Here is a 25,166-nt window from a genome sequence, read left to right as displayed (position 1 = left end):
ATGCAGGTCGGCCTTTTTCAATGTTGGGACCATGTGACGGCTCAAACGTCCTGGCGGGAGATCTCCATGATCAGGACGTCATAGACATCCTTTCCGAGGTGTTTTTGGGCCGCCTCCCGCAGGGCGGTCCGCAGCGGGTCCAGCACGTCCGAGCGGGTAAAGGCGCCGCGGAAGCCGCCCATGTTGGCATGATCGAACAGCACCTGAAGGAACACGTCGCGCAGCTTCGGCTCATAGGCGTGGACCTTTTCGGTGGTGCCTTTCTTGGCTTCCAGGCTCAGCGACATCACGACCAGAGAGGTGAGATTCTCGCGCTCGACCACCGGCACCACGAACTGGTTGTTGATCTTGATGTATTCGCGCTGGTTCTCTTCGCTGAGTTCCTCGGGCTCCTTGGCTTCGGGCTTGGGCGCGGCGGGCTTGCTGGCCTCCGCGCTCTCGACCGGCTCGGGGGCAGGCGCCAGCATGATGCCGGCACCGATGCCGCCCCCGGTGCCGAGTATCAGCAAGATAACAGGGAGAAGTTTGGACAACATGGCGATCCTCAGAACGGCAGGACGACATCAAGCAGCTGCTGGCCGTAGCGCGGCTGCTGCACGTCGGTGATCTGGCCACGTCCACCGTAGGAGACCCGCGCCTGGGCGATCTTGTCATAGGTGATCTCGTTCTGGCGGCTGATGTCCTGGGGCCGGACATAACCGGTGACCAGCAGTTCCCGCAGTTCGAAGTTCACCCGCAGCTCCTGGGTGCCGCTGATCGCAAGCACCCCGTTGGGCAGCACGTCGACAACGGTGGCGGCAATCCGCAGTTCCAGCTTTTCGCTGCGCTTGACGGAGCCCTTGCCGCCGGAGGAGCTGGAACTTCCCAGCTCGACCGCGTTGGCGGCGGAGGCGCCTTCGGGCAGTTTCTCGTCCAGCCGCTGGGGCAGGCCGAGCAGCTGCGGCACGTTCAGGCTTTCGGAACCGGAGCGCGAGCGCTGGGTGTCGTTGGAGATCTCGGCTTCCTCGTCGATTTCGATGACCACGGTCATGATGTCACCGCGTTTCATCGCCCGGCGGTCGCCCAGCAGCGATTGCTGGCCACCGCTCCACAGCGAGGCTCCGTCCACCGTACGGCGGGTCTGGGTCTCGGTCGGCAGCCCCTGGTACAGCATGGCGACATGCTCGTTCGACTCGGTGGTGGGGGTGAAGGACGGTGCCTTGCCCAGGTGGTCCATCCGGCCACAGGCGCCGAGCACGACCAGGCCAAGAAGCAGCGGTTTGACGGGGGTGAGTTTCATGGTCATCAGTTTACCTCTACGGAGCCGTCTTGTTTGACCCGGCCGGTGACGGTGGTGCGGGAAGAAAGATTCATGACCCGGACGGCTTCGCCAACCGAGCCACGGCCAAGCGAGCGGCCTTCGGCGGCGATGGTCAGCCCGCCCTGACGGAAGATCAGGGTGACCAGGTCGTTGCGTTCGATGATGGCCGGCGGGCCGATGTCGCCGGGCCGCAGCGGGCGCCCGGCATAGAGCGCGACACGCGCTTCCATGCCGATCACTTCGGAAGGATTGGTCAGCGCGCCCATGATCTCGCCCTTTTTCAGCGCCAGATCTTCGGCGTTGACGATGTCCTTGGCACGGATCGTGCGCACCGGGACCAGGTAATCCGCGAGGGCGGGAGGCGCGCAGAAGGCGCCGGCGATCAGGAGAGCGAAGACCTGTTTCATCAGCGGACCTGCGTGGTTGCGCCCATCATCTGGTCAACCGCCGAGATGACTTTGGCGTTCATTTCATAGCCGCGCTGGGCGGCGATCAGTTCGGTCACTTCGCGCACCGCATCCACCGAGCTGGCCTCGAGATAGCCCTGGCGCAGGGTGCCAAGGCCGTCTTCGCCCGCGGTGGAGACGGTTGCCGGGCCGGAGGCCTCGGTCTCGGTGAACAGGTTGCTGCCGATCGCTTCGAGCCCCTTGGGGTTGGTGAACCCGGCGAGCGTGAGCTGCCCCAGCAGTTGTCCGGCGGAGGTTTCGTCGAAGTAGCCGTAGACCTCGCCCTCGGCATTGATCGAAATGCTCTTGGCATCGTCGGGGATGGTGATCTCGGGAGAGACTGCAAAGCCGTCGTTGGTGACGATCAGCCCCTCGGCGGACCGTTTCAGCGAGCCATCCCGGGTATAGGCGGTCTGACCGGACGGTAGCGTCACCTCGAGATAGCCCTTGCCATCGATGGCGACGTCCAGATCGTTGTTGGTCTGCTGCAGCGCGCCCTGCGACAAGTGAACGGACACGGCCGCCGGGCGCACGCCCAGGCCCACCTGCACGCCGGTCGGCAGCACGGTGCCGTCCGAGGCATTCACCGACCCCGCCCGCGACACCTGCTGGTAATGCAGGTCGGCGAACTCGGCGCGCCGTGCGTTGTAGGCGGTCGTGTTCATGTTTGCGAGGTTGTTGGAGATGGTCTCCACCCGCAATTGCTGGGCGCTCATGCCGGTGGCTGCGATCTTCAAGGCGCGCATCTGGATTCTCCTAGGTGGTCTTGATCAGGTTTTTGATGGCATTGCGGACGCGTTCGTCTTCCGCCTGCAAAAAGCTCTGGCCCATTTCATAGGCCCGCTGGACTTCGATCATGCGCGACACTTCGGAGATCGCGTTCACGTTCGAGCCTTCGAGGAAGCCTTGCAGCACCTTCGAATCGAAGTTTTCCTCGATGTCGCCTTCGACGCGGAACATCACGCCGTCCTCCCGGACCAGCGTGTGCTGTTCGACGGGCTGGAACAGGCCCAGCTGGCCCAGAAGGCGGCCATTGGCGCTGAGCGACCCATCGGAGCCGACCTCGACCTTGCCTGCATCCGGCGGCACGAAAACCGGGGCGCGGCCCGCGTCCAGCACCCGGTAGCCATCCATGGTCACCAGATCGCCTGCCGCGTTCGTGGAAAAGGCGCCCGAGCGGGTCAGCCGTTCGCCCTGCGGTGTTTCCACCATGAAGAAGCCGTCCCCTTCGATGGCGAAGTCGAAATCGCCACCGGTCTGGGTCAGCTGGCCCTGCTCCATCGAGGTGTTGAAGATATTGGCGCGCGACATCGACAGCGATTCCTGTCCGGGCGCGGATTTCACGAATTCGGAAAAGATCAGCCCCTCCTGGCGATAGCCGGTGGTGGCCGAGTTGGCGATGTTGTTTGCGATCACCCGCATTTCGCGCATCAGTCCGGACTGACGGGACAGCGTGGCGTAACCTGTTGTTTCCATTACAGACCTCCGGCAATCATCGGAACGACGTGACCATCAAAAAAGGCCACAAGGGTTTGGGTCATGAAGCCCATGGTCATCCAGAACACGACCAGGATCGCAGTCAGCTTCGGGACGAAGGTCAGCGTCATTTCCTGCACCGAGGTCAGCGCCTGGAACAGGCCGATGACGACACCCACGACCAGCGCCACCAGAAGGATCGGCGTCGACATGGTGACTGCGGCCCAGAGGGCCTGACGCAATGTGTCGTAGAACAGGCTTTCGCTCATCATGGCTCAGACCGGCATTCTCAGAATTTCCTGGTAGGCCTCGACCACCTTGTTGCGCACGGTGACCGCGGTTTCGACCGCCAGTTCGGTCTGCGCCAGGGCCTGCACCAATGCGTGCGGATCGGCTTGGGAGGTCATCGCCTGCACCGAAACCTGCTCGCTTTGCTGCAGGGTGGTGGCGAAGTCCTGAAAGCTCTGTTTCAGCTGGGCGCCGGCGCTGGTGCCGGCATAGTCAGGGTCAACCTTGGTGGCCGGACGTGCCGCGGCATAGCCAGTGGCGGCGGAAAGACTGCGAATATCCATTCTGGATCTCCAATTGGCTTGGGGGAATTATCGTCTCAGAAGTTCCATGAGAGAGGAGGACATCGAGCGGGTCTGCTCGAACATTTTCAGGTTTGCCTCGTAGCTGCGCTGGGCCTCGCGGGCGTCGGCAATCTCGATCATCAGATCGACATTGGAGCCTTCGTAATGGCCGCTTTCATTGGCCAGCGGATGCGACGGGTCGTAGATTTCTTCGAGGTCGCTGCGGTCCAGGGTGACCCGGCCGGTGCGGACATGTTCCACGTCGGTCTGCAGCTCGCGCACCGATTCGAAGGGGACCGTCTTGCGGCGGTAGCCGGGGGTGTCGGCGTTGGAGATGTTCTCCGATACGTGACGCAGGCGGGCGGCCTGGGCCTTGAGACCGCTGGCCGTGACGGAAAGGGCTCTGGAAAATTCACTCATCGATCAGCTCCTCCTCAGGGTTTGCCCAGGCTTGCGCGCAGGATGTTCATGGAGGACTTGTAGATCGCCATCGCCCGCTTGTGCTGGCGTGCCACCTCGACCCCCTTCAGCATCTCGGTTTCGATCGAGACGGAGTTGTCATTGGGGTCGCTGCCTGCATCAGAGCTGGTGATCGCCCAATCCATGCCGCTGCCTGCGCTGCCATTGAGGTGGCTGTCGCGGGTGGCGATCATGCTGCCGGGGCGTGCGCCTGCGGCGAAAACTTCCGTGAAGGGCTTGATGTCCTTGGCGTGGTAGCCAGGCGTGTCGGCATTGGCGATATTCTGTGACACCAGTGCCTGGCGGGTGCCGGCATGGGTTGCCATGGAATAGGCAATTTTGAATACGTTCAATTCTGTGAACACCAGGGTTTCTCCCTTGATCGATTTCAATCAAGGCTTAACCCCGATTCCTTTAGAAATTGTTTTCAGGACGCCAACGGAGACCGCCGCAATGAAAGCAGAACTGACTGCACTGACCCGCCAGATTGCCGGCAAGCGGCTGACCACGCAGATGGGTCGGGTCGCCGGGATCGCCGGTGGCGAGATCGAAATCTCCGGGCTGGCCTCGGTTGCCCGCATCGGTGATCGACTGATCCTGCGACGTGGCCCCGGTGACGAGTTGCACGGCGAGGTCCTGAAGATTAACGGCAGCAGTATCAGTATGTTACCTGATCGCGCGCCGGACCGTGTCGCAATCGGAGACCCGGTTTTGTTGCGCCCGTCGCCGGATTTCGCGCCCAGTGATCATTGGATCGGGCGGGTGATTGACCCGTTCGGCGAGCCGCTCGACGGGCGGCCGCTGCTGCCGGGGGCGGAGCCGCGCGACCTGATGGCCGCGCCGCCCAAGGCCGCCGAACGCCGACCGCTGGGAGAGCGGCTGGCAACGGGGCAGGCGGTTCTGAATACGATTCTCCCCATCGTGCGCGGTCAGCGCGTGGGGCTTTTTGCCGGCTCCGGCGTTGGTAAATCGTCGCTCCTGGCGAAACTGGCCAAAAGCATGGAAGCCGATGTGGTGGTGATGGCGCTGGTCGGCGAGCGGGGGCGCGAGGTGAATCACTTCGTCGAGGACGTGCTGGGACCGGAGGGCATGAGCCGCGCGATTGTCGTCGCGGCCACCTCGGACCAGTCCGCCCTTGTGCGCCGCCGCTGTGCCTGGTCGGCGATGACCGTGGCGGAACATTTCCGGGACCAGGGCAAACACGTGCTGTTCCTGGCCGACAGCGTGACCCGCTTTGCCGAAGCCCATCGCGAGATTTCCGCGGCCTCGGGCGAGGCACCGGCCCTGCGCGGCTATCCGCCCTCGGTGACGCCGCTGATTACCGGCCTGTGTGAACGCGCGGGCCCCGGCAGCGCCGATCAGGGCGACATCACCGCCGTGTTCAGCGTTCTGGTGGCGGGCTCCGACATGGATGAGCCGATCGCGGATATCCTGCGCGGCGTGCTGGACGGCCATATCGTGCTGAACCGGGAAATTGCCGAACGTGGTCGCTTCCCGGCCATTGATGTCTCGCGTTCGGTCTCGCGCAGCCTGCCAGCCGCGGCGACCGCCGAAGAGAACGCGGTGATCCAGGATGTGCGCAAGTTCCTCGGCGCTTATGAGCAGTCCGAGGTGATGATCCGGGCGGGCCTGTATTCCGAGGGCAACGATGCGGTGCTGGACAAGGCGGTCAAGCTGTGGCCCGAGCTGGACGCGTTCTTCGGTCGTGAAGACCCGGAGGGCATCACCAGCAGTTTCAACCGCCTGCTGCTGCTGATGCGCCGCGCGAAGGCCGGGCGCTGAGGTTGCCCCTGCCCCTGGCAACATTGAAACGTTGCGGCGTTCGCTGAAATGAAAAAGGCTCCCAGTCAATTCTGGGAGCCTTTTTCAATTTGGATCTTCAAGGGAAGGTGAAAGGTCTCGGGGGCTTGTTCCAAGCCCTGTGTCTCTTTCGGACCAGCCTTGTGATGTTTCAGATGGGCCGCCCGCATGGCGGGCGTTTGAGGCCGCATCGACGCCGCGGCGCGGGGCCGCGGCCAGGTCATGGATCAGGAAGGGCGGACCGCAAACAGGCGGTCTTCGCGGGCCAGAAGCGTGCGCAGTGCCTTGAGACAGCGGTAGTGATTGTCGCCGATCAGGGCTTCGGTCGCCTCGGCCAGGGAGGCGCGGCTGTCGGGGTCGGTGAAGACCTGGCTCAGCTCCTCGATGCGCCGCAGCATCGGCAGGCGCTCTTCTTCGGGGTCGGCGTCGCCGGAAAGGATCAGCTGCGCCGCGTAACACACCCGGCGCACCGGGGTATTGGCTTCTTCCGGATGGATTGCATCGCGCAGGCGCAGGATGTTGGCGTCCGGGGTGACAATCGACAGGCGGCTGCGACGGTCGCCGTTTTCGATCACCGCACCGTTCACAAGGACACGCTCCTTGGGGGCGAGTTTCAGGACAAGTCCGCTCATATTCAGGATGCTCCGCTGCGGAGGCCACGCATGATGGCCGTATTGATTTCCACCAGCGGGCGTACGTTGGCCTTGCGCTGCAGTACCTTGCTGGTGTGTTGTCTTGTGAATTCCGCCAGTTCGAAGAGGCTCAGCTTCAACTCGTCCGGGTAGGGGTTTCCCTTGTTGGCAAGATCGGCTGTGAAAATGGACCAGAGTTTGCGGTTGTCATTCAGGGCGGCAACCAGATCCTGGAACCCGTCGCGGCCTTGTTGCGCTGATGTGATCATTCGACGCGTAATGCGGGCGATCACTTCGTATTCGAAATTCTTTGCTGTCCGGGTCGGGGCCTTTGCCGCCGAATAGGCACTCTTCGCCTTCAGAAGGGCATTCACGTGTTTTCCTAACGTTTTATTCTTCAGATTCTCTGAGAGGGGAAGACCGGGGCGCCGTCAGCGCCCCGGTTGGAGCTGTTAACGGAACAGCTGCTGCAGGGTCGAAGGCGCCTGGTTCGCGATGGAGAGCGACTGCACCGCCAGCTGCTGCTGGGTCTGCAGTGCTTTCAGTCGCGCCGACGCTTCTTCCATGTTGGTGTCGGCCATGGTGCTGACACCGGATTTCAGCGAGTCGTTCAGTTTCGACACGAAGTCGTTCTGGTCGCTCAGACGGTTGCTGTCGGCACCCAGCTGGGCTGCGCTGTCGATTGCGAAGGACAGCATGGTCTCGATTTCCGACAGAACAGTCGCCGCGTTGGCGCTGGTCAGCGAGGTCATGCCGGCGGTGTTCAGGCTGGACGCGCTGTCGATACCGGTGATCGTGATGGTATCGCTGGCCGCGTCCAGGCCGCCCAGAACGTCCAGCTGCGCGGTGACGTTGTCATCCAGCAGGTTGGCGCCGTTGAACGAAGCGGAGTCGATGATGGATTCGATCTGCTCGCGCTTCTTCGCCAGGTCGGCCTCGATCTTGTCGTGGTCGACGTTCTGCGAAACGCCTGCGACTGCCAGTTCACGCATGTCTTTCAGGGTTTCAACGATCTGTTCCATGCCCGAGGACGCAACAGCAACAGTGGCTTCACCAAAGTCCAGGGCGTCAGACACGGCTACGTATGCCTGGATGTCCGATTCCATCGACTTGGAGATGGCCCAGACAGCGGAGTTGTCCTTGGCGCTACCAACTTCTTTACCAGTGGAGATCTGGTTCTGGGTCTCTTCCAGGTTGCTGTTGACCGACTTCAGGGTCTGCAGAGCAACCATTGCGCCGTTGTTGGTCAGAATGCTGGTCATAGCTTTTTCCTTTAGCTGCGGAGCACTTTGGCCCCTATTATTCTGTGCCCTCAGGGGGCGTTTTGTGACGTCTTTCTGACTGTGCGTTCCACCGTCCGGCTTCCGCGCCACCCGTCATCAGGTGCAAGGAGACATTGGCCCAACAGTTGCTAAGGGAGTGCTAATGCGGAGATTTGCTTCCGTAGAATTTTCTCCAAATTGCATTTAGGCTTTTTTCTCCAGCTTTCCGGTGTTGCGGGTGCCGTAACGGGTGCGACGACCGCTCTGGTCATAGACATCCAGGCCTTTGCGGATCTTGCGCAGTTCGGCCATGCGTGCAGCGACGCTGCGGATGCCTTCCATGGCGCTGTCGAGGAGATCCTGATTGCGCGACACCTTGGTCTGGACCCTGGCCAGCGTGTCGCGCTCCAGGTCCGAGATCGTGTTGAGCTTGGCGATGATCTTCTCTTTCTTGGCGAGCAGGTCTTCCAGCTTGCCAAGGTCGCCTTTCATCAATGCGGCGCGTTCGCGGTCCAGGATCTGGTCCAGCTCATCCGTGAGCTGCTGAGGTTCGGATTTAGTCACCTTGGGTCTCCTTCAATGCGTGATACAGGGATTCCGCGAGGCCGATGCCGCCCGAGCGGGCGATCTGGTTGGCCTGTTCGCGAACGAGGAAGCTGGAAAACTGATCTTCGCCTGCACCGCCGCCGAACCCTTCGCGTGATTCGCCAAGGCCCGCCGATTTCAGCATCTGCGCCAGAAAGGATGCTTCCAGTTCCACCGCGGCCTCACGCAATGGGTCGGCGGGTGGTTTGCGGACCGGGGTATATGACTGAGCGGTCTGCATATGTGTGGTCAGTAGATCTGACATGTCCGGTTCTCCGGTTGTTCATCGAACTTCATCGAGTTTTTACAGTTTGCCGTGGAACCGGTTAAAATTGCCGTAACCGCTTTGCGTTAAGTCTGACCGGGTCGAGATAGAATATCTGGAAGCCGATCATGATGATGAATCCCCTCCTTGGCCCGGAAGCAGGCCCAATCGGAAAAGCGCGATCGCCTTCCGTGAACGACGTGGAAAACGCTAGCAAAAACAGAAGGTTCGAGGACGTTCTGGCGGCTGGTGAAAAATCGGCCACACAGGTGCCGGACCCGGAGGTTGCACAGGAGCAGCCAGGTGATTCTCCGGCGCAGGCAAAGCCGGGCGAGGTGGCTGCCGAGGAAGAGGGCCGAAGCGTAAAAGGCGCTGAGACCGGTTCAGATGCCGTGAGTCAGAGTGACGTCGAAGCCAGCGGGCACGCTGAGTTCGCTGGCCGGACCTCCACTGTGGGTGGCAGATCTGTGGGTTCATCCCTCGAACACGCAAAAACGCTTGGTGAGGCACACGTCGAGCAAGGTGCGGACCGTCTGGAGGATGCGCGCCATGCAGACGGTTCAGACACAGTCGTAAGCGTTTCCGATTCCTCGCAAACGTCGAGAACAGAACGCGGCGAGCCGGAGACGACCGATACTGCCGAGATCGACGAGACCGCCGTGTCTGCGGCTCTGGCTGTTGATCAGGCCGGGACATCGCGCCCGGGCGGTATGGAGGGAGACAAGAAAGAGGATCTTTCTGCCTCCCTGCCGACGCGCGGTTTCGGGTCCGTCGCGGAAACCACGACTGCGGAAGCTGCCCGGGCGTCGAAGGCTATCGAACCATCCGAAGCGGCATCCGGAAGCGCATCTGGTCGCTCGCAGAATGGTATTTCTTCCAGCGTAGCGCGGGGAGCTGGAGCGGACGCCGCACTTCCCATGGAGGGGGGTATCAATCGGGCGTCGGCCACATCAGACAAAGACATTCCCCTGGGTCCGGTCGCGAAACCAGCTGAGGCGGTCGGGACCACTCGCACAATGGCGGGCGAGCCAACAACCCGGGCCGGTGATCTGACAAGCAGTCGCACACTGGGCGGCGCTGGCGCCACGGCGGCAAGTCCGGCTGTCCAGGCATCTGCTGGCGCGGAAACATCGGGCCGCATGGCCGACATGGCATCGCTGCCGCTTGGCGGTCAGGAAAGCACGACTGGCAAAGCCGATGGGGCCTTCGTGCCCCCAAACGCGGGTTCCGGAGATAGCAAGCTTTCGCAGCAGGCAGCCGCGGCGGGCGCATTTGGCCGTGAAGCCTCCGTGACATCCGCGCAGGTGGCAGCGGCGGGGCGTGCACAGTCCGGCGGATCCATGGAGACTTCTGCCGCGGCGTCTGCGCGGGCTGCGGCCGCCGAGGCGACCGATATCCAGCAGGACAACGTGACCGGTGCGCCCCAGGCGACCGCCCGCGCAACAGCGGAGACGCTGCAGGCGGCCTTCGTGCGCCAGTCCTTGAGTGAACCCAAGGTCGGCGCAGCGGCCCAGCGACAGGAAACTGCAGCGATCACGGAAGCAAGGGTCGAAGACGCAGCCGACCTGGATGTGGCCATGCAGGAAATCCGGGCAGCCGAATCGAATGCCAGGGCGAATGCGCTGCGCAGCAGCGCCGCCGCCCTCGGCACCCTTGCCATGCAGTCCACGTCCGTCGCATCGCAAGCGATGCTGGCCGGCGGGGTGATGGAGCGTGAAGCCGGCGACCTTCTGGATGCTTCGCTGGAGCGGTTCAATGAGATGCCGGGGCTGTCGCAGATGCTGACCGAGGCTGTCATCGGAACCGGGGCCGGGCACCGCCCCGAAACGCCTCGCATGATCGCAGCGCAGATCGCCGAGGCCTTTGCTGCCAAGGGGGAACAGAAGGTCGAAATCTCGCTGAACCCACAGGAGCTGGGGCGGGTGAAGATGCGCGTTGCGACCAGCGAGACCGGGATCACCATGATCATTCATACCGAACGGCCGGAAACCGGGGATCTGATGCGCCGCCACATCAATGAATTGGCCGAGGAGTTCCGCCGTATGGGCTACGAGGACATCTCGTTCGAGTTCAGCGGCGGCGAAGCTGAAGGTGGTCAGAGCCGCAACGGCTCGGACCATGCGGCGGCCGACGGATCTTCCGGCTCGGGCGAATCGCTCCGCGACGGGGAGGCCCCGGCTTCTGAAATCATCACGCAAAACCTGCAGCTGGGCGCTGCCGGGCTGGACATGAGGGTCTGAGACCATGACAACAGCAGTCACATCCGCAAACACCAATCCGCTGCAGCAGTCGCAGACACGTTCCACCGCTACCGGAACAACCTCTGGCCTGTCGTCGGACTTTGAGACCTTCGTCAAGATGCTGACGGCGCAGGCGACGAATCAGGACCCGCTGGAGCCGCTGGATTCGACGGAATATGCGGCGCAGCTGGCGCAGTTTTCGATGGTGGAGCAGCAAACCAAAAGCAACACGCTGCTGGAGGGGCTTCAGTCGCAGCTGGGGCTTGCGAATATGGCGGCCTTGTCCGGCTGGGTCGGTATGGAAGCCAGAGCGGTGGCGCCGGGGTATTACGACGGCAGCAACAGCATTACGATCGCGCCGAACCCGGCCGCGGCGGCGGATAGCGTTTCGCTGGTCGTACAGGACAAGAATGGCCAGGAAGTCCAGCGTGTCAGCCTGCCGGTCTCTGCCGAACCCTACGAGTGGACCGGCGTGGACAAGGATGGCAATCGCCTCGAGGTCGGCGAATATTCCTTCATGGTGGAGAGCCGCAAGGGCGACGACGTGCTGCTGCAGGAATATGCCGAGATCTATTTCAAGGTGAATGAAACCCGGATGCAGGGCGGCGACGTCGGCCTGATTACCGAAGGTGGCTCGGTTGTGCTCGCCTCGTCGGTCAGCGCGCTGCGCGATCCGAAGTCCTGATTGGCCGATAGGCGTCGCTAGAAAAACGGTCTAGAACGGGGCGGTCAGACACCGGAGGCCGCCCTGCAAACCCTGTCCGAAGATTTCGAAGCCCGCTTCTTTGCCCATTTGGCGGCACAGGGGCTGCATGTCCCGGCGCCCCGGCGGTTGGCCGGCGGGCGGTCCAATCATGTCTGGCGCGCCGGAGCGGTTGTCATCAAGCTTTATGCCGCTGATGCGGGCAACCCGCTGTTTGCCAATGATCCGGCACGGGAACGTGCGGTGCTGGCGGCGCTGTCGGGCACCGGCATGGTGCCACCGCTGGTGCAGGCCGGGACGTTCGCAGGGCGGCAATGGTTGAGTTATGCCCACATCAACGGCCAGCCCTGGCGACAGGCACCGGGTCATGTGGCGCAGGTGTTGGGGCGGCTGCATGACTGCGCGCCGCCGGCAGGTTTGCCGCCGGGCGTGAACGGCAGCCTGGCGCTGGAGGCGCAGGTCGCGGGCATTCTCCGGCAGTGCCGGGATGGGCATTGGCTGACGGATTTGCGCCCGCTGGGACGTGTGCCGCCGGTACCGCAGCCGGTGCTGATTCATGGTGATCCAGTGCCGGGCAATCTGCTGGCCCATGACGGGACGCTTACCTTGATCGACTGGCAGTGCCCGCAAATCGGTGATCCGGCCGAGGATCTGGCGCTGTTTCTGTCACCGGCCATGCAGTTGACGTACCGCGGCGCGCCGCTGAGCCGGAGCGAGGAGGACGCCTTTTTGCAGGCATACCCCGACCCGCGGATCGTCGGGCGCTATCTGGCCCTGCGCCCCTGGTATCACTGGCGCATGGCCGCCTACTGCCAGTGGCGGATGGAGCAGGGCAGCGGGGCCGACCGGCAGGCGCTGGCGCTGGAGTGCGCCGCGCTTCAGTCCATCAGCCCGAGGGCCGCATAGGCGGGCGGCATCAGGATCCGCCGCGCCCGGCCAAAGGGAAAGCGCGGCATCTTCTGCACCGCGGTCGAATACGGCAGCTCCGGCTGCCTGCCCAGCACCAGATCGCTGAGCAACCGGCCCGAATAGCTGCCCATGGCCACCCCGTTGCCGTGATAGCACAGGCCCGCGAACAGCCCCGGCTGGTCCGGCACCGCCCCGATGAAGGGCACCAGATTCCGCGAGAGGCACACCATACCGGACCAGCAATGAGTGGCCGCCACGTCGCGCCAGGCCGGGAACATCGCCTCGAAATCTTGCCGCAGCTTGCGCCGGATTGCCGCCTCGGCGCGGGGCGACGCCCGCAGCCCGCCGCGCATGCCGAACAGGAACCGTCGGTCCGGCATCAGCCGGAAGTAATGCAGCAGGTTGCGGGTGTCATAGGCCATCTGGTCGGAATACCAGCCCTGCGCGGACAGCTCTGCATCGCTCAGCGGGCGGGTCACCATGACGGTGGACTGCGCGGGCATGTAGCGGCCCGCCAGCCAGCCCGGCAGATCCTCGGAGGAGTAGCCGTTGGTGGCGATGATAACTTGGGAGGCCCGCAAAACCCCAGTATCAGTCTCTACTTCAAAGCCACCGTTGACGGGGCGCACATTCCGGGCCGGGCTGCGCTGATAGAGGGCCGCGCCGGCCTTCCGCGCCGCGGCGGCGAGCCCGAACAGGTACTTGCGCGGGTTCAGCGCAAAGCCCTCCGGAGTAGTGAGAGCGGCGTGAAAGCCACCGTTCAGCCCGTGATCGGCGAGCTGGTCGCCGGAGACGAACTGCGCGGCCTCCCCTGCTTTTTGCAGCTGGTCGGCCTGCGCCTCCAGGCGGCGCGCCGCCTTGGGGCTGTGCGCCATCTGGGTTTCACCGTGCGAATGGGTATCGGCATCGATGCCATGCCTGTCCAGCAGGCCGCGCACCAGTTGGATGGCCGCGCTTTCGCTGGCCTCATAGGTTTCGGCGGCCTCGGCACCGAAGATGCGCCGCATCGCGGCGCCCGACAGTTTCGACCCGCCGAGGCAGCAGAAGCCGCCATTGCGCCCCGAGGCGCCCCAGCCCGGCGTTCCGGCTTCCAGCACCGCCACCTGGACACCGCTTTCTGCGAGATGCAGCGCGGCTGACAGGCCGGTAAAGCCGCCGCCGATTATGGCCACATCGGCACTGGCCCCGCCGTCAAAGCGGGGCCAGTCCGGTGCGGCGATGGTCTCGTCCCACCAGCAGTTGCTGCGGGGACCAGGCCCGTAGGCGTAGTCGGGGTAGATCCGGCGCATCAGCTGCGCACCGCTTCCATCTCCTCGCGCCGCTGGCGGGCCACCTGATGCTTGGTCACCAGCGAGGCTGTGATGACGCCGACGGTGACCACGGCGATCATGATCGTCGACAGCGCGTTGATCTCGGGGCTGACCCCAAGGCGCACGGCCGAGAAGATCTTGATCGGTAGGGTGGTGGCGGCGGGGCCGGAGGTGAAGGAGGCAATCACCAGATCGTCCAGCGACAGGGTAAAGGCCAGCAGCCAGCCGGAGATCACCGCGGGCGCGATGATCGGCAGGGTCACCAGCCGGAAGGCCTCGGCGGCGGAGCAGCCCAGATCCAGTGCCGCTTCCTCGAGCGAGCGGTCAAAGCTGACCAGCCGCGACGAGACCACGACCGAAACGTAGCACATGGAGAAGGTGGTATGCGCCAGCACGATCGTCAGTACGCCGCGGTCCAGCCCGATGCCGATGAACAGCAAGAGCAGCGACAGGCCGGTGATCACCTCTGGCATCACCAGCGGCGCGTAGATCATGCCGGAGAACAGCGTCCGCCCCATGAACCGTCCGCCGCGCACCAGAACGTAGGCCGCAAGGGTGCCCAGCACCGTGGCCAGCGTCGAGGAGAAGACCGCCACCTTGATGGTCACCCAGGCGGCATTCAGAAACGCCTCGTTCTGCATCAGCTCGGCGTACCAGCGGGTCGAGAACCCGGCCCAGACGGTGACCAGCTTGCTTTCGTTGAAGCTGAAGATCACCAGGATCACCATCGGGATGTAGAGGAAGGCAAAGCCAAGCGTCAGCGACACGGCGTTAAACCAGCTCAGGCGTTTCATTGTTCGGCCTCCTGCTGTTTCTGCTGGTTGCGCTGGAACAGCACGATCGGGATGATGAGCAAGAGCAGCAGTACAACTGCCACCGCCGAAGCCACCGGCCAGTCGCGGTTGGAGAAGAACTCCTCCCACAGCACCTTGCCGATCATCAGCGTGTCGGAACCGCCCAGAAGCGAGGGGATCACGAACTCACCGAGCACCGGGATGAACACCAGGAAGCTGCCGGCGATGATACCGTTCTTCGACAGCGGAACCGTGACCAGCCAGAAGGCCGACAGCCGCGAGCAGCCCAGATCCTCGGCCGCCTCGATCAGCGAGCCGTCCAGCCGTTCCAGCGCCGAGTAGATCGGCAGGATCATGAACGGCAGATAGGTGTAGATCACGCCGATATAGACCGCGGAATTGGTGTTGAGGATGGTCAACGGCTCGGAGATCACGCCGGTCCACAGCAGGAACTGATTCAGGAAGCCCTCATTCGACAGGATCCCCATCCAGGCGTAGACGCGGATCAGGAAGGAAGTCCAGAACGGCAGGATCACCAGCATCATCAGGGTCGGGCGCCATTCATCCGGGGCGCGCGCCATACCGTAGGCGATGGGATAGCCCGCCAGCAGCGTCAGAAAGGTCGAGATCAGCGCGATCTTCAGCGAGCTGAGATAGGCTTTCCAGTAGAGGTCGTCTTCAGTCAGCCAGATGAAATTCTCGAAATCCAGCTGGGCGATAAAGGTGCCGATGCCCTCGGCCCAGTCGAACTGCGGCACATAGGGCGGGATCGACACCGCATAGTCCGACAGCGAGATCTTCAGCACGATGGCAAAGGGCACCAGGAACAGCGCCAGAAGCCAGGCATAGGGGATGGCGATCAGGAAAAAACGGCGCATCATTCAGCCAGCAGAACGCCTGCCGTGGCGGTCCAGGACAGCCAGACAGTGTCTTCCCAAGTGAAGGCGCGGCGGGCGATGCGGCGGGTGTTGGCGGTCTGCGCCTTGATCACCGCGCCGGTCGGCAGCTCCACGTGGTAGGTGGAGATATTGCCGAGGTAAGCAATGTCGAGAATGCGCCCCTGCACGGCGTTGTCGGCGTCGGCGGGTTTCTCGGCGTTGATCGCGACCTTTTCCGGCCGGATCGCCAGATGGCATTTCTGTCCGTCGCTCAGACTGTTGGGCGATTGTACCCTGAGCGGCGGCAGACCCTCGTGCCAGCTCATGGCATAGGTATCGCTGCCGGTTGGCCTGGCGGTGCCTTCGATCAGGTTCACATCGCCGATGAAGTCCGCGACATAGACGGAGTTCGGGGTTTCGTAGATCCGGTCGGGAGTCGCCACCTGGATGATCTTGCCGTGGTCCATCACCGCCACGCGGGAGGCCACGGTCATCGCTTCCTCCTGGTCGTGGGTCACGATCACGAAGGTGGTGCCGGTCTTTTCCTGGATGTCCATCAGCTCGAACTGGGTGTCCTGGCGCAGCTTCTTGTCCAGCGCGCCCAGCGGTTCATCCAGCAGCAGGAGTTTCGGTGCCTTGGCGAGCGAGCGCGCCAGCGCCACCCGCTGCCGCTGGCCACCAGAGATCTGGTGCGGCTTGCGACGGGCGAATTTTTCCAGCCGGGTCAGCCGCAGCATTTCCTCCACCCGTTGCTGGATGTCGGCCTTGGCCATGCCTTCGCGTTTGAGACCAAAGGCGATGTTCTCCCAGATCGACAGATGCGGAAACAGCGCATAGGACTGGAACATCATGTTCACCGCCCGCTTGTTCGGCGGCACCGGGGCGATGTCCTGGCCTGCGAGGAAGATCTTGCCCTCGGTCGGGGTCTCGAAACCGGCGAGCATCCGCATCAGCGTGGTCTTGCCGCAGCCTGAGGGACCCAGAAGCGCGTAGAACTCCCGCTCGTAGATGTCGATGGTCAGATTGTCGATGGCGGTGAACTCACCAAATCGTTTGGTGACGTTCTGGAAGTGGATCAAGGGCTTAGCCTCGGGATCGTTCCAGGGTTCGAATACGGAAGCAGTCAAGCCGGGCCTCTTCTACGAAGTGTCGCAAGCATTTCGGTATTGGCCGCGCCCGGGATGGTCAGGCGCGTCAGGCGGAATCGGATGTCTCGGGAGGCGAGGCGGCTGACGCCGCCCCGCAGAGAGGGGTGAGGCCGGTCAGGTACCGGACTTGATCTTGGTCCACAGCCGGGTGACGACCCGCTGCACTTTCGGCGGGTAGGGCGTGGTGGTGTAGAGGTTGTTCAGCGTTGCTTCATCCGGGTAGATCGCCGGATCGCCGATCACGTCCTCGGCCAGATGCTCCTGGCTCGCCTTGTTGCCGTTGGCATAGTAGACGTAGTTGGAGGCCGCGGCCATGTTCTCGGGATCCATGATGAAGTTCAGGAACTTGTGCGCGCCGTCCGGGTTCGGGGCGTCGACCGGGATGGCCATCTGGTCGAACCACATCTGGGCGCCTTCGACCGGCGCGTGATAGGCGATTTCCACGCCATTGTCGGCCTCGGCAGCGCGGTCACGGGCCTGTAGGATGTCGCCGGACCAGCCGACGGCCACGCAGATGTCGCCGTTCGCCAGCGCGTTGATGTATTCCGAGGAGTGGAACTTCTGGATGTAGGGGCGGACCGGCATGAAGACCTCTTCGGCCTTGGCGATCACGTCCGGGTCATGGCTGTTGGGATCTTCGCCGATGAACTTCAGCGCGGCGGGGATCATCTCGGCCGGGGCATCGAGGAAATGCACGCCACAGGCGGACAGCTTTTCCATGTTCTCCGGGTTGAACACCAGTTCCAGAGAATCGATGGGCGCGTCCTCGCCGAGGATTTCCTTGACCTTGGGAACGTTCACGCCGATGCCGGTGGTGCCCCACATGTAGTTGATCGAATAGGCGTTACCGGGATCATATTGTTCGGTCCGGCTGGAGACCACGTCCCACATGTTCTCGTGGTTGGGCAGCTTGGACATGTCCAGCTTCTGGAAGGCCCCCGCGGCGATCTGGCGCTGCAGGAAGGTGCCGGTGGGCACCACCACGTCATAGCCGGAACCGCCGGCCAGCATCTTGGTCTCCAGCAGTTCGTTGCTGTCGAACACGTCGTAGATCAGGTCGATGCCGGTTTCGGCTTCGAATTTTTCCAGCAGGCTCTCGTCGATGTAGTCGGACCAGTTGTAGACCCGCACCTCTTCGGCAGAAGCGACGGCTGCAGTGCCCAGGGCAACGGCGGCGGTCATGGTCAGCTTTTTCAGTGTCATGAAGTTCTCCCTGTGGGTGCCGGCTTCAATGTCCGGCCGTGGAAGGATTTGATCAAGTTTTGCCGCGTTCGGCAATACTCTTTATGTTTTCACTTGCCTCTGGATGGTGCAAGCTGGCGAAAATCAAGGAGGATATCCACAGGTGACAGAGACGCATTCAGCGGCTGGCAGCGCGCAGGAAGGCCCGACAAAACTGCCCGCGCATGAGATCGTGTACCAGAAACTTCGCTCGCAGATTCTGTTTGGGGACCTGGTGCCGGGGCAGGCGGTGACGATCCAGGGGCTGGTGGAGACGCTGGGCGCGGGCATGACGCCGGTGCGCGAAGCGATCCGGCGTCTGATCTCGGACGGCGCGCTGGTGTTTCAGGGCAACCGGCGCGTGTCGGTGCCCGTGCTGGGCGCGCAAGATCTTGAAGAGCTTATTTTCGTAAGAAAAACAGTGGAATGCGAGCTTGCGCGTCGGGCCACGCCGCATGTGACCGAAGCGGTGATTGCGCAGCTTACGGCCATCGATACCGCCTTGGATACTGCGATCAACACGGGCGATGTCGCGGGCTACCTGGTGCAGAACTACAGTTTCCATTCGCTGCTCTATGCCCATGCCGAAGCCCCTATTCTGACCGATATCGCCGACCGGCTGTGGTTGCGGTTTGGCCCATCGCTGCGGGTGGTGAGCGGGCGCCTGGGCACGCAAAGCTTCCCAGATAGGCACAAGGACATTTTGGAGGCACTTCGGCGCCGGGATGCGGATATGGCGGCACTGGCGATGGAAAGAGACGTCTGCCAGGGCATGGAGCAGGTCGCGCAGGGATTGCAGGTCGCCAACTGATTCGATTGACATGGGGCAATTTGATCATATTCTAGGCGCAGTTTGATTTTCGCAGGAGTGCCTCCCATGACCGTGATCACCAATCACATGCCGACGGCCGAGCTTCAGGCGCTGGATGCCGCCCACCACATGCATCCGTTCACTGCCAACGGCGAACTGTCCCAGAAGGGCGCGCGTGTGATCACCCGTGCCAGCGGGGTGCACCTGACCGACAGCGAGGGGCATCAGATCCTCGATGCGATGGCGGGGCTGTGGTGTGTCAACATCGGCTATGGCCGCGACGAGCTGGCCGAGGTCGCCGCCCGCCAGATGCGCGAGCTGCCGTATTACAACACCTTCTTTCAGACCACCCATGTTCCGGCGATCGCGCTGGCAAAGAAGATTGCGGAACTGGCCCCGGGTGATCTGAACAACGTGTTCTTTGCCGGTTCCGGCTCGGAGGCCAATGACACCAACATCCGCATGGTGCGCCATTACTGGGCGCTGAAGGGCAAACCGTCGAAATCCATCATCATCAGCCGCAAGAATGCCTATCACGGCTCCTCTGTCGGCAGCGGCAGCCTCGGCGGGATGAGCGGCATGCACGCGCAGGGCGGCATGCCGATTCCCGACATTCACCATATCAACCAGCCGAACTGGTGGGCCGAAGGCGGCGACATGCCCGAGGAAGAGTTCGGCCTGCAGCGAGCACGCGAGCTGGAAGAGGCAATCCTGGAACTGGGCGAGGACCGCGTTGCCGCCTTCATCGCCGAGCCGGTGCAGGGCGCAGGCGGCGTGATCGTCCCGCCCGCCAGCTACTGGCCGGAAATCCAGCGGATCTGCGACAAGTATGAAATCCTGCTGATCGCGGATGAGGTCATCTGTGGTTTCGGGCGCACCGGCAACTGGTTCGGCAGTGAAACCCTGAACATCCGCCCCGACATCATGACCATCGCCAAGGGGCTCAGCTCTGGCTATGCGCCGATCGGCGGCTCGATTGTCAGCGACGAGATCGCCAGCGTCATCGCCAGCGACGAATTCAACCATGGCTACACCTATTCGGGCCATCCGGTGGCCGCGGCCGTGGCGCTGGAAAACCTGCGTATCCTGGAAGAGGAAAACATCCTCGGCCATGTGCGCGACGTGGCGGCGCCGTACCTGAAGCAGAAATGGGAATCGCTGCTCGATCATCCGCTGGTCGGCGAGGCCAAGATCGTTGGCATGATGGGGTCGATTGCGCTGACACCGAACAAGGAAACCCGGGCCGCCTTTGCCTCGGATACGGGGACCGTCGGCTATATCTGCCGCGAGCGCTGCTTTGCCAACAACCTGGTGATGCGCCATGTCGGCGATCGGATGATCATTGCGCCGCCGCTGGTGATCACGCCGGAGCAGATCGATGTCCTCATCGAACGGGCGACCCGGTCTCTGGATGAATGCCACGCGGAACTGAAGAAACAGGACCTTTTGCACAGCGCCTGATTTTCGTCCGCGCGTGCGGAAAAACAGGGCCCGCCAAGACGCGTCCTGGTACCGATTCGGAGGATACCCGGCCCCTGTGGGTCGGGTATTTTTCTTTCTTCAGTTCGGGTGGTTGCCTCAAGATATGTCGTGCATCTCGCCCAAGTGGCGCAAAACATCCCGACTGCGCCGCAAAAAGTCTGATTCTGCCCTCGAAATCGGTCCTAAGATCACGTTAGGGTGGGGATGTCGGATGGCGGCATAACAAACGCAAAGTGTCAGTAACCCGCCTTGGAAAGAATATTTTTTCTCATCTAGCGCTGACTGCCGCTGGTGTGATTAACTCCAGATAAGTGCAGAGCTAATCTGCCGGACTGACAAAACACGGGGAGCCTGCTTTGGCTGATGCATCTAATGTTGATGCGTTCGTTGAATTCGAACGCGTCCAAGAGAGCTATGATGGCGAAAATCTCGTTGTCAAAGACCTGAACCTCACCATGCCCAAGGGCGAATTCCTGACGATGCTTGGCCCGTCAGGTTCAGGCAAAACAACATGTTTGATGATGCTGGCGGGATTTGAAACCGCAACCCATGGCGACATTCGCCTCGGGGGGACATCGATCAACAATATTCCGCCCCATAAACGGGGCATCGGCATGGTGTTCCAGAACTACGCCCTGTTCCCGCACATGACGATCGCGGAAAACCTGTCCTTCCCGCTGGAAGTGCGCAAGATCGGCAAATCCGAGCGTGAGGCGAAGGTGAAGCGGGCGCTCGACATGGTGGAAATGGGTGCCTTCGGCGGACGTCGTCCGTCGCAGCTGTCCGGCGGGCAGCAGCAGCGGGTCGCCTTGGCCCGGGCGCTGGTGTTCGAACCGGAACTGGTGCTGATGGACGAACCTCTGGGCGCGCTGGACAAGCAGCTGCGTGAAAAGATGCAGTTCGAGATCACCCACCTTGCGCACCAGCTTGGCATTACCACGGTCTACGTGACCCACGACCAGACCGAAGCGCTGACGATGTCGGATCGGGTGGCCGTCTTTGACGACGGGCGCATCCAGCAGATCGCGCCGCCGGACCAGCTGTACGAAAGCCCGGAGAACAGCTTCGTGGCTCAGTTCATTGGCGAGAACAACACGCTCGAAGGGACGGTGAAGGAAATCAACAACGGCATCGCGCTGGTGCAGCTGGACGATGGCGAGCTGATTGATTGCAAGCCCGTCAACGTTTCCAAGCCCGGCGAGCGCACGCGCGTCTCGATTCGCCCCGAGCGGGTGGAGTACAACCGTGAACGCCTTCAGGAAGGCGTACATACGCTCAAGGCGGAAGTGCTGGAGTTCATCTACATGGGTGACATCTTCCGCACCCGCCTGCGAGTGGCGGGCAACGATGAGTTCATCATCAAGACCCGCAATGCCCCGGACCAGGTCCGGTTGCAGCCCGGTCAGCAAATCGAAATCGGTTGGCTGCCGGAAGATTGCCGCGCGCTGGACGCCTGATCCGCGCGCGCCGAACCCCCGGCATGACAACGACCGGGGGTCTCACACACGTGAAATCAACAAGGAGAGATACTCGATGAAACTCAGCAAGATGTCTGCACTGGCGGTGACAACTGCGCTGTGCGCGCCGTCGGCCTTTGCACAGGAAATGGCCAATGAACTGACGCTGGTCTCCTGGGGCGGCGCCTACCAGGCCAGCCAGAACAAGGCCTATGTGGAGCCCTACCTGGAGGCCAACCCCGAGGTCAAAATCGTCTGGGACGAAAGCTCGGCCGAAGCCGTGGCCAAGCTGCGTGCGATGAACGAAGCCGGCAACGTGACCTGGGACCTCGTCGACGCGGTGGCCTCGGACGCCATGCGCCTGTGCGACGAGGGTCTGGCGGAAGAGCTGGACCATGACGAAGTGCTGGCACCCGCGCCCGATGGCACCCCGGCCAGCGAAGACTTCGGCGACCTGATCGTCAGCGACTGCTTCGTGCCGCAGATCGTTTACTCGACCACCTTCGGCTATCGCACCGACCTGATCGACAAGCCGGATTCGGTTTGCGCGATCTTCGACACCGAGAAGTATCCGGGCAAGCGCGCGCTGCAGAAGCGCCCGATCGATAACATGGAATGGGCCCTGTACTGCGACGGTGTCGCCAAGGACGAGATCTATGACGTCCTGAGCACCGACGAAGGCGTGAACCGCGCCCTGGCCAAGCTCGACACCATCAAGGACCAGGTGGTCTGGTGGTCGGCGGGTGCGGAAACCCCGCAGCTGCTGGCGGATGGCGAAGTCGTGATGGGCTCGACCTTCAACGGCCGCCTGTTCTCGGCGATTGCCGAGCAGAACCAGCCGATCGGCATGCTCTGGGACATGCAGTCCTTTGACCTCGACGGCTGGGTCGTGCCCGCCGGTCTGCCTGCGGATCGCAAGGCGCGCGTGATGGACTTCCTGAAGTTCGCCACCGACACCCAGCGCCTGGCCGATCAGGCCGCCTACATCTCCTATGGTCCGGCCCGTGCCTCCTCGGCTCCGCTGGTCGGCAAGCATGCCGAACTGGGTATCGAAATGGCACCGCATATGCCGACCGACCCGGCCAACGCGGGTAACGTGCACACCTACGACTACGAGTGGTGGGCCGACAACCGCGATGATCTGGACGCCAAGTTCCAGGCATGGCTGGCCAAGTGATCTGATCCCGACCTGGATCCAAGTGTTCGGCGGGGGCCACCGTGACGGTGGCCCCCGCCCCAAAAAATAAAAGTCCGACGGGGAACCCCATGAGCGATACCACCCATTCCGGCCCGGTGCTGGCTGCGGACGGCACGCCGCTGAAGCGCAGTCTGGCGCGGGCGTTGCGAATGCAGAAGCTGCGGGCGCTGATGCTGATCGCGCCGCTGTTGCTGTTCATTCTTCTGACCTTCATCCTGCCGGTTGCCGACATGCTGTACCGGTCGGTGGACAACCGGATTGTCGAAAATACACTGCCGCGCACTGTCGAAGCGCTGGAGGAATGGGACGCCAGCCTGAATCAGCTGCCCGACGAGGCGGTCTATGCGGCCCTTGCCGCCGACCTCAAGGAGGCTGCGGAAGCAAAGGTGCATACGCGGGTCGGCAAGCGGCTGAACTATGAAAACCCCGGTATTTCCTCGGTGTTTCGCAAATCCGGTCGCAAGGTTCGCAAGTGGGACATGGATGCCGACGCGCCGTTCAAGGAAAAGCTGATCGACATCGACGAAGGCTGGGCCGACATCGAACTGTGGCGCACCATCAAGACCTATTCGGCGCCCCGCACGGCCGGCTATTTTCTGAATGCCGTGGACCTGAAACTCGGCGCTGATGGCGTGGAGGTTCGGCCCGAGAACGAGCGCATCTACAACACGCTGCTGATCCGTACCATGCGGATGTCCCTGATCATCACCTTCAGCTGTATCCTGCTGGGCTATCCTGTGGCCTGGCTGCTGGCAAACCTGCCCACCAGCAAGGCTAACCTGCTGCTGATCCTGGTGCTGCTGCCGTTCTGGACCTCGCTGCTGGTGCGGACCTCGGCCTGGAAGATCCTGCTGCAGCAGCAGGGGGTCATCAATGACACATTGGTCTGGATCGGATTGGTGGACGACGCCAACCGGCTGGTTCTCATCAACAACGAGCTCGGCACCATCATCGCGATGACGCATATCCTGCTGCCGTTCATGATCCTGCCGATGTATTCGGTGATGCAGACCATCAACCCCTCCTACCTGCGCGCGGCGAAATCGCTGGGGGCGACCAACTGGACCGCGTTCTGGCGGGTCTATTTCCCGCAATCGGTGCCGGGCATCGGCGCGGGCTCGATCCTCGTCTTCATTCTGGCGGTGGGCTACTACATCACGCCTGCGCTGGTTGGCGGCACCAAGGGCACCTTCATCTCCAACCTGATTGCCTATCACATCTCGACCTCGGGCAACTGGGGACTTGGCGCGGCGCTGGGCGCAATCCTGCTGGCCGTCGTTCTGATCCTCTACTGGGTCTATGACAAGATCGTCGGCATCGACAACGTGAAGCTGGGGTAACGGACATGAGCGCACTTCCTCCTTATGCAACCACCGGCCAACGGATCTGGTACTATTCCTTCCGGGTGATCTGCGGGCTGATCTTCTTCTTCCTGATCGCGCCGATCGTGGTGATCATCCCGCTCAGCTTCAATGCGCAGGACTTCTTCACCTTCACGCCGGAGATGCTGCGGCTTGATCCCGAGGGCTTTTCGCTCAAGCATTACCGGAACTTCTTCGGCGACAGTTCCTGGCAATCGGCGATGTGGAACTCTCTGAAGATCGCGCCGATGGCGACGCTGGTGTCGGTGACGTTTGGCACGCTGGCCGCCATTGGCCTCAGCCAGCCGCATGTGCCGTTCCGCCGGGCGATCATGGCGGTGCTGATCTCGCCGATGATCGTGCCTTTGATCATTTCGGCTGCGGGCATGTATTTCTTCTACAGCCGCATTGGTCTGCAGGGCACTTACCTTGGCGTGGTGCTGGCGCATGCCGCCCTGGGCATTCCCTTTGTGATCATCACCGTGACGGCGACCCTGGTTGGCTTTGACCGTTCGTTGACGCGTGCGGCGGCCAATATGGGCGCGGATCCGGTGACCACCTTCTTCCGGGTGCAGATGCCGCTGATCCTGCCGGGGGTGATCTCGGGCGGTCTGTTTGCCTTCATCACCTCGTTCGACGAGGTGGTGGTGGTGCTGTTCGTCGGCTCCGCCAGCCAGAAGACCTTGCCGTGGCAGATGTTTATTGGCCTGCGCGAGCAGATCTCGCCGACCATTCTTGCGGTGGCGACGATCCTGGTGGCGATCTCCATCGCCCTGCTGACGACGGTCGAACTGCTGCGCCGCCGTTCCGAGCGGCTGCGGGGCATGTCCCCCAGCTGAGGCTGGGCATCGGCTGAA

Annotated in this window: 28 protein-coding genes and 1 pseudogene; 10 read left to right on the top strand and 19 right to left on the bottom strand. The window is 62.6% G+C overall.

All coding sequences use genetic code 11. From position 1 onward, the window contains the following. Window positions 1-41: 41 nt before the first annotated feature. Genes AB9K35_RS22655 through AB9K35_RS22615 form a run of 9 tightly spaced genes read right to left on the bottom strand, consistent with a single transcriptional unit; the run spans window position 42 to window position 4,618 of the window. Window positions 42-536, bottom strand: a complete 495-nt coding sequence (locus AB9K35_RS22655; protein WP_369929665.1) for a flagellar basal body-associated FliL family protein — start codon at window positions 534-536, stop codon at window positions 42-44. 8 nt (window positions 537-544) lie between these two features. Continuing rightward, the gene (gene flgH, locus AB9K35_RS22650) at window positions 545-1,285 is read right to left on the bottom strand and encodes a flagellar basal body L-ring protein FlgH (protein ID WP_369929663.1); all 741 of its coding nucleotides are present in this window, start codon (window positions 1,283-1,285) and stop codon (window positions 545-547) included. After that, complete coding sequence (gene flgA / locus AB9K35_RS22645; protein ID WP_222454320.1) at window positions 1,285-1,707, bottom strand: flagellar basal body P-ring formation chaperone FlgA; 423 nt, start codon at window positions 1,705-1,707, stop codon at window positions 1,285-1,287. Before flgA ends, flgH begins: the two co-directional genes overlap by 1 nt. After that, window positions 1,707-2,492, bottom strand: coding sequence for a flagellar basal-body rod protein FlgG (flgG, locus tag AB9K35_RS22640; RefSeq protein WP_222454319.1), 786 nt, complete (start codon window positions 2,490-2,492; stop codon window positions 1,707-1,709). Before flgG ends, flgA begins: the two co-directional genes overlap by 1 nt. A 10-nt stretch (window positions 2,493-2,502) precedes the next feature. Continuing rightward, window positions 2,503-3,222 (bottom strand): flagellar hook-basal body complex protein, encoded by a 720-nt coding sequence (locus tag AB9K35_RS22635; RefSeq protein ID WP_222454318.1) that lies wholly within the window; start codon window positions 3,220-3,222, stop codon window positions 2,503-2,505. Further along, window positions 3,222-3,494 carry a flagellar biosynthetic protein FliQ gene (locus AB9K35_RS22630; protein WP_369929660.1) on the bottom strand — a complete coding sequence of 91 codons (273 nt, stop codon included), beginning with the start codon at window positions 3,492-3,494 and terminating at the stop codon, window positions 3,222-3,224. The genes AB9K35_RS22635 and AB9K35_RS22630 overlap by 1 nt, the downstream gene beginning before the upstream one ends. Window positions 3,495-3,497: 3 nt before the next feature. Further along, window positions 3,498-3,794, bottom strand: a complete 297-nt coding sequence (gene fliE / locus AB9K35_RS22625) for a flagellar hook-basal body complex protein FliE (RefSeq protein WP_222454316.1) — start codon at window positions 3,792-3,794, stop codon at window positions 3,498-3,500. A 27-nt stretch (window positions 3,795-3,821) separates the two neighbouring features. Further along, window positions 3,822-4,214 carry a flagellar basal body rod protein FlgC gene (flgC, locus tag AB9K35_RS22620; RefSeq protein WP_222454315.1) on the bottom strand — a complete coding sequence of 131 codons (393 nt, stop codon included), beginning with the start codon at window positions 4,212-4,214 and terminating at the stop codon, window positions 3,822-3,824. 14 nt (window positions 4,215-4,228) lie between these two features. Next, window positions 4,229-4,618: a FlgB family protein gene (locus tag AB9K35_RS22615; RefSeq protein WP_369929657.1), complete on the bottom strand. Its 390-nt coding sequence runs from the start codon at window positions 4,616-4,618 to the stop codon at window positions 4,229-4,231. Window positions 4,619-4,706: 88 nt separating this feature from the next. Here AB9K35_RS22615 and AB9K35_RS22610 point away from each other — a divergent pair, with 88 nt between their 5' ends. Further along, window positions 4,707-6,035, top strand: a complete 1,329-nt coding sequence (locus AB9K35_RS22610; RefSeq protein WP_222454313.1) for a FliI/YscN family ATPase — start codon at window positions 4,707-4,709, stop codon at window positions 6,033-6,035. A 245-nt stretch (window positions 6,036-6,280) separates the two neighbouring features. Here the strand turns inward: AB9K35_RS22610 and flbT are convergent, their stop codons facing one another. From flbT to AB9K35_RS22585, 5 genes are all read right to left on the bottom strand, one after another. Beyond that, the gene (flbT, locus tag AB9K35_RS22605) at window positions 6,281-6,685 is read right to left on the bottom strand and encodes a flagellar biosynthesis repressor FlbT (protein ID WP_222454312.1); all 405 of its coding nucleotides are present in this window, start codon (window positions 6,683-6,685) and stop codon (window positions 6,281-6,283) included. Between the two features lie 2 nt (window positions 6,686-6,687). Next, on the bottom strand, window positions 6,688-7,059 hold the full coding sequence (flaF, locus tag AB9K35_RS22600; protein WP_222454311.1) for a flagellar biosynthesis regulator FlaF: 372 nt from the start codon (window positions 7,057-7,059) through the stop codon (window positions 6,688-6,690). Window positions 7,060-7,137: 78 nt separating this feature from the next. Further along, on the bottom strand, window positions 7,138-7,947 hold the full coding sequence (locus AB9K35_RS22595) for a flagellin (protein WP_369929654.1): 810 nt from the start codon (window positions 7,945-7,947) through the stop codon (window positions 7,138-7,140). A gap of 204 nt (window positions 7,948-8,151) precedes the next feature. Continuing rightward, window positions 8,152-8,511 carry a flagellar biosynthesis protein FlgN gene (locus tag AB9K35_RS22590; protein ID WP_369929652.1) on the bottom strand — a complete coding sequence of 120 codons (360 nt, stop codon included), beginning with the start codon at window positions 8,509-8,511 and terminating at the stop codon, window positions 8,152-8,154. Next, complete coding sequence (locus AB9K35_RS22585) at window positions 8,504-8,773, bottom strand: rod-binding protein (protein ID WP_369930216.1); 270 nt, start codon at window positions 8,771-8,773, stop codon at window positions 8,504-8,506. The genes AB9K35_RS22590 and AB9K35_RS22585 overlap by 8 nt, the downstream gene beginning before the upstream one ends. A 1,163-nt stretch (window positions 8,774-9,936) precedes the next feature. Here AB9K35_RS22585 and AB9K35_RS22580 point away from each other — a divergent pair. The 3 genes from AB9K35_RS22580 to AB9K35_RS22570 all read left to right on the top strand — a co-directional run bounded on the left by AB9K35_RS22580 (window position 9,937) and on the right by AB9K35_RS22570 (window position 12,646). Beyond that, window positions 9,937-11,037 (top strand): flagellar hook-length control protein FliK, encoded by a 1,101-nt coding sequence (locus AB9K35_RS22580; RefSeq protein ID WP_369929650.1) that lies wholly within the window; start codon window positions 9,937-9,939, stop codon window positions 11,035-11,037. Window positions 11,038-11,041: 4 nt separating this feature from the next. Next, window positions 11,042-11,722 carry a flagellar hook capping FlgD N-terminal domain-containing protein gene (locus tag AB9K35_RS22575; RefSeq protein ID WP_369929648.1) on the top strand — a complete coding sequence of 227 codons (681 nt, stop codon included), beginning with the start codon at window positions 11,042-11,044 and terminating at the stop codon, window positions 11,720-11,722. A gap of 147 nt (window positions 11,723-11,869) precedes the next feature. Continuing rightward, window positions 11,870-12,646 carry a phosphotransferase gene (locus tag AB9K35_RS22570; RefSeq protein ID WP_369929646.1) on the top strand — a complete coding sequence of 259 codons (777 nt, stop codon included), beginning with the start codon at window positions 11,870-11,872 and terminating at the stop codon, window positions 12,644-12,646. On the opposite strand, the gene AB9K35_RS22565 is transcribed toward AB9K35_RS22570, so the two are convergent. The 5 genes from AB9K35_RS22565 to AB9K35_RS22545 form a co-directional block, all read right to left on the bottom strand. After that, complete coding sequence (locus AB9K35_RS22565) at window positions 12,619-13,938, bottom strand: FAD-dependent oxidoreductase (RefSeq protein ID WP_369929644.1); 1,320 nt, start codon at window positions 13,936-13,938, stop codon at window positions 12,619-12,621. The genes AB9K35_RS22570 and AB9K35_RS22565 overlap by 28 nt on opposite strands. Next, window positions 13,938-14,753, bottom strand: a complete 816-nt coding sequence (locus AB9K35_RS22560; protein ID WP_222454303.1) for an ABC transporter permease subunit — start codon at window positions 14,751-14,753, stop codon at window positions 13,938-13,940. Before AB9K35_RS22560 ends, AB9K35_RS22565 begins: the two co-directional genes overlap by 1 nt. Further along, window positions 14,750-15,631 (bottom strand): ABC transporter permease subunit, encoded by an 882-nt coding sequence (locus AB9K35_RS22555; RefSeq protein WP_222454302.1) that lies wholly within the window; start codon window positions 15,629-15,631, stop codon window positions 14,750-14,752. Before AB9K35_RS22555 ends, AB9K35_RS22560 begins: the two co-directional genes overlap by 4 nt. Next, window positions 15,631-16,758, bottom strand: a complete 1,128-nt coding sequence (locus tag AB9K35_RS22550; RefSeq protein ID WP_369929642.1) for an ABC transporter ATP-binding protein — start codon at window positions 16,756-16,758, stop codon at window positions 15,631-15,633. Before AB9K35_RS22550 ends, AB9K35_RS22555 begins: the two co-directional genes overlap by 1 nt. Before the next feature lie 135 nt (window positions 16,759-16,893). Then, complete coding sequence (locus tag AB9K35_RS22545; protein ID WP_222454300.1) at window positions 16,894-17,982, bottom strand: polyamine ABC transporter substrate-binding protein; 1,089 nt, start codon at window positions 17,980-17,982, stop codon at window positions 16,894-16,896. 142 nt (window positions 17,983-18,124) lie between these two features. Between AB9K35_RS22545 and AB9K35_RS22540 the strand changes: the two genes are divergently transcribed. From AB9K35_RS22540 to AB9K35_RS22515, 6 genes and pseudogenes are all read left to right on the top strand, one after another. After that, on the top strand, window positions 18,125-18,811 hold the full coding sequence (locus tag AB9K35_RS22540) for a GntR family transcriptional regulator (RefSeq protein ID WP_369929639.1): 687 nt from the start codon (window positions 18,125-18,127) through the stop codon (window positions 18,809-18,811). Window positions 18,812-18,877: 66 nt separating this feature from the next. Next, window positions 18,878-20,272 (top strand): aspartate aminotransferase family protein, encoded by a 1,395-nt coding sequence (locus AB9K35_RS22535; RefSeq protein ID WP_369929637.1) that lies wholly within the window; start codon window positions 18,878-18,880, stop codon window positions 20,270-20,272. Between the two features lie 377 nt (window positions 20,273-20,649). Beyond that, entirely contained in the window at window positions 20,650-21,750 is a 1,101-nt protein-coding gene (locus tag AB9K35_RS22530) for an ABC transporter ATP-binding protein (RefSeq protein ID WP_369929635.1), read from the top strand. A 76-nt stretch (window positions 21,751-21,826) separates the two neighbouring features. Next, the gene (locus AB9K35_RS22525; protein ID WP_222454296.1) at window positions 21,827-22,927 is read left to right on the top strand and encodes an extracellular solute-binding protein; all 1,101 of its coding nucleotides are present in this window, start codon (window positions 21,827-21,829) and stop codon (window positions 22,925-22,927) included. Between the two features lie 89 nt (window positions 22,928-23,016). Continuing rightward, on the top strand, window positions 23,017-24,288 hold the full coding sequence (locus AB9K35_RS22520; protein WP_222454295.1) for an ABC transporter permease: 1,272 nt from the start codon (window positions 23,017-23,019) through the stop codon (window positions 24,286-24,288). A 14-nt stretch (window positions 24,289-24,302) separates the two neighbouring features. Continuing rightward, a pseudogene (locus AB9K35_RS22515) lies at window positions 24,303-25,148 on the top strand (ABC transporter permease); the annotation flags it as partial. Window positions 25,149-25,166 lie beyond the last annotated feature (18 nt).

It is taken from the genome of Leisingera sp. XS_AS12 (assembly GCF_041224635.1).
Classification (GTDB): Bacteria; Pseudomonadota; Alphaproteobacteria; order Rhodobacterales; family Rhodobacteraceae; genus Leisingera.
Note: the sequence above shows the minus strand (reverse complement) of the source record. Positions and strands in the feature narration are given on the sequence as shown.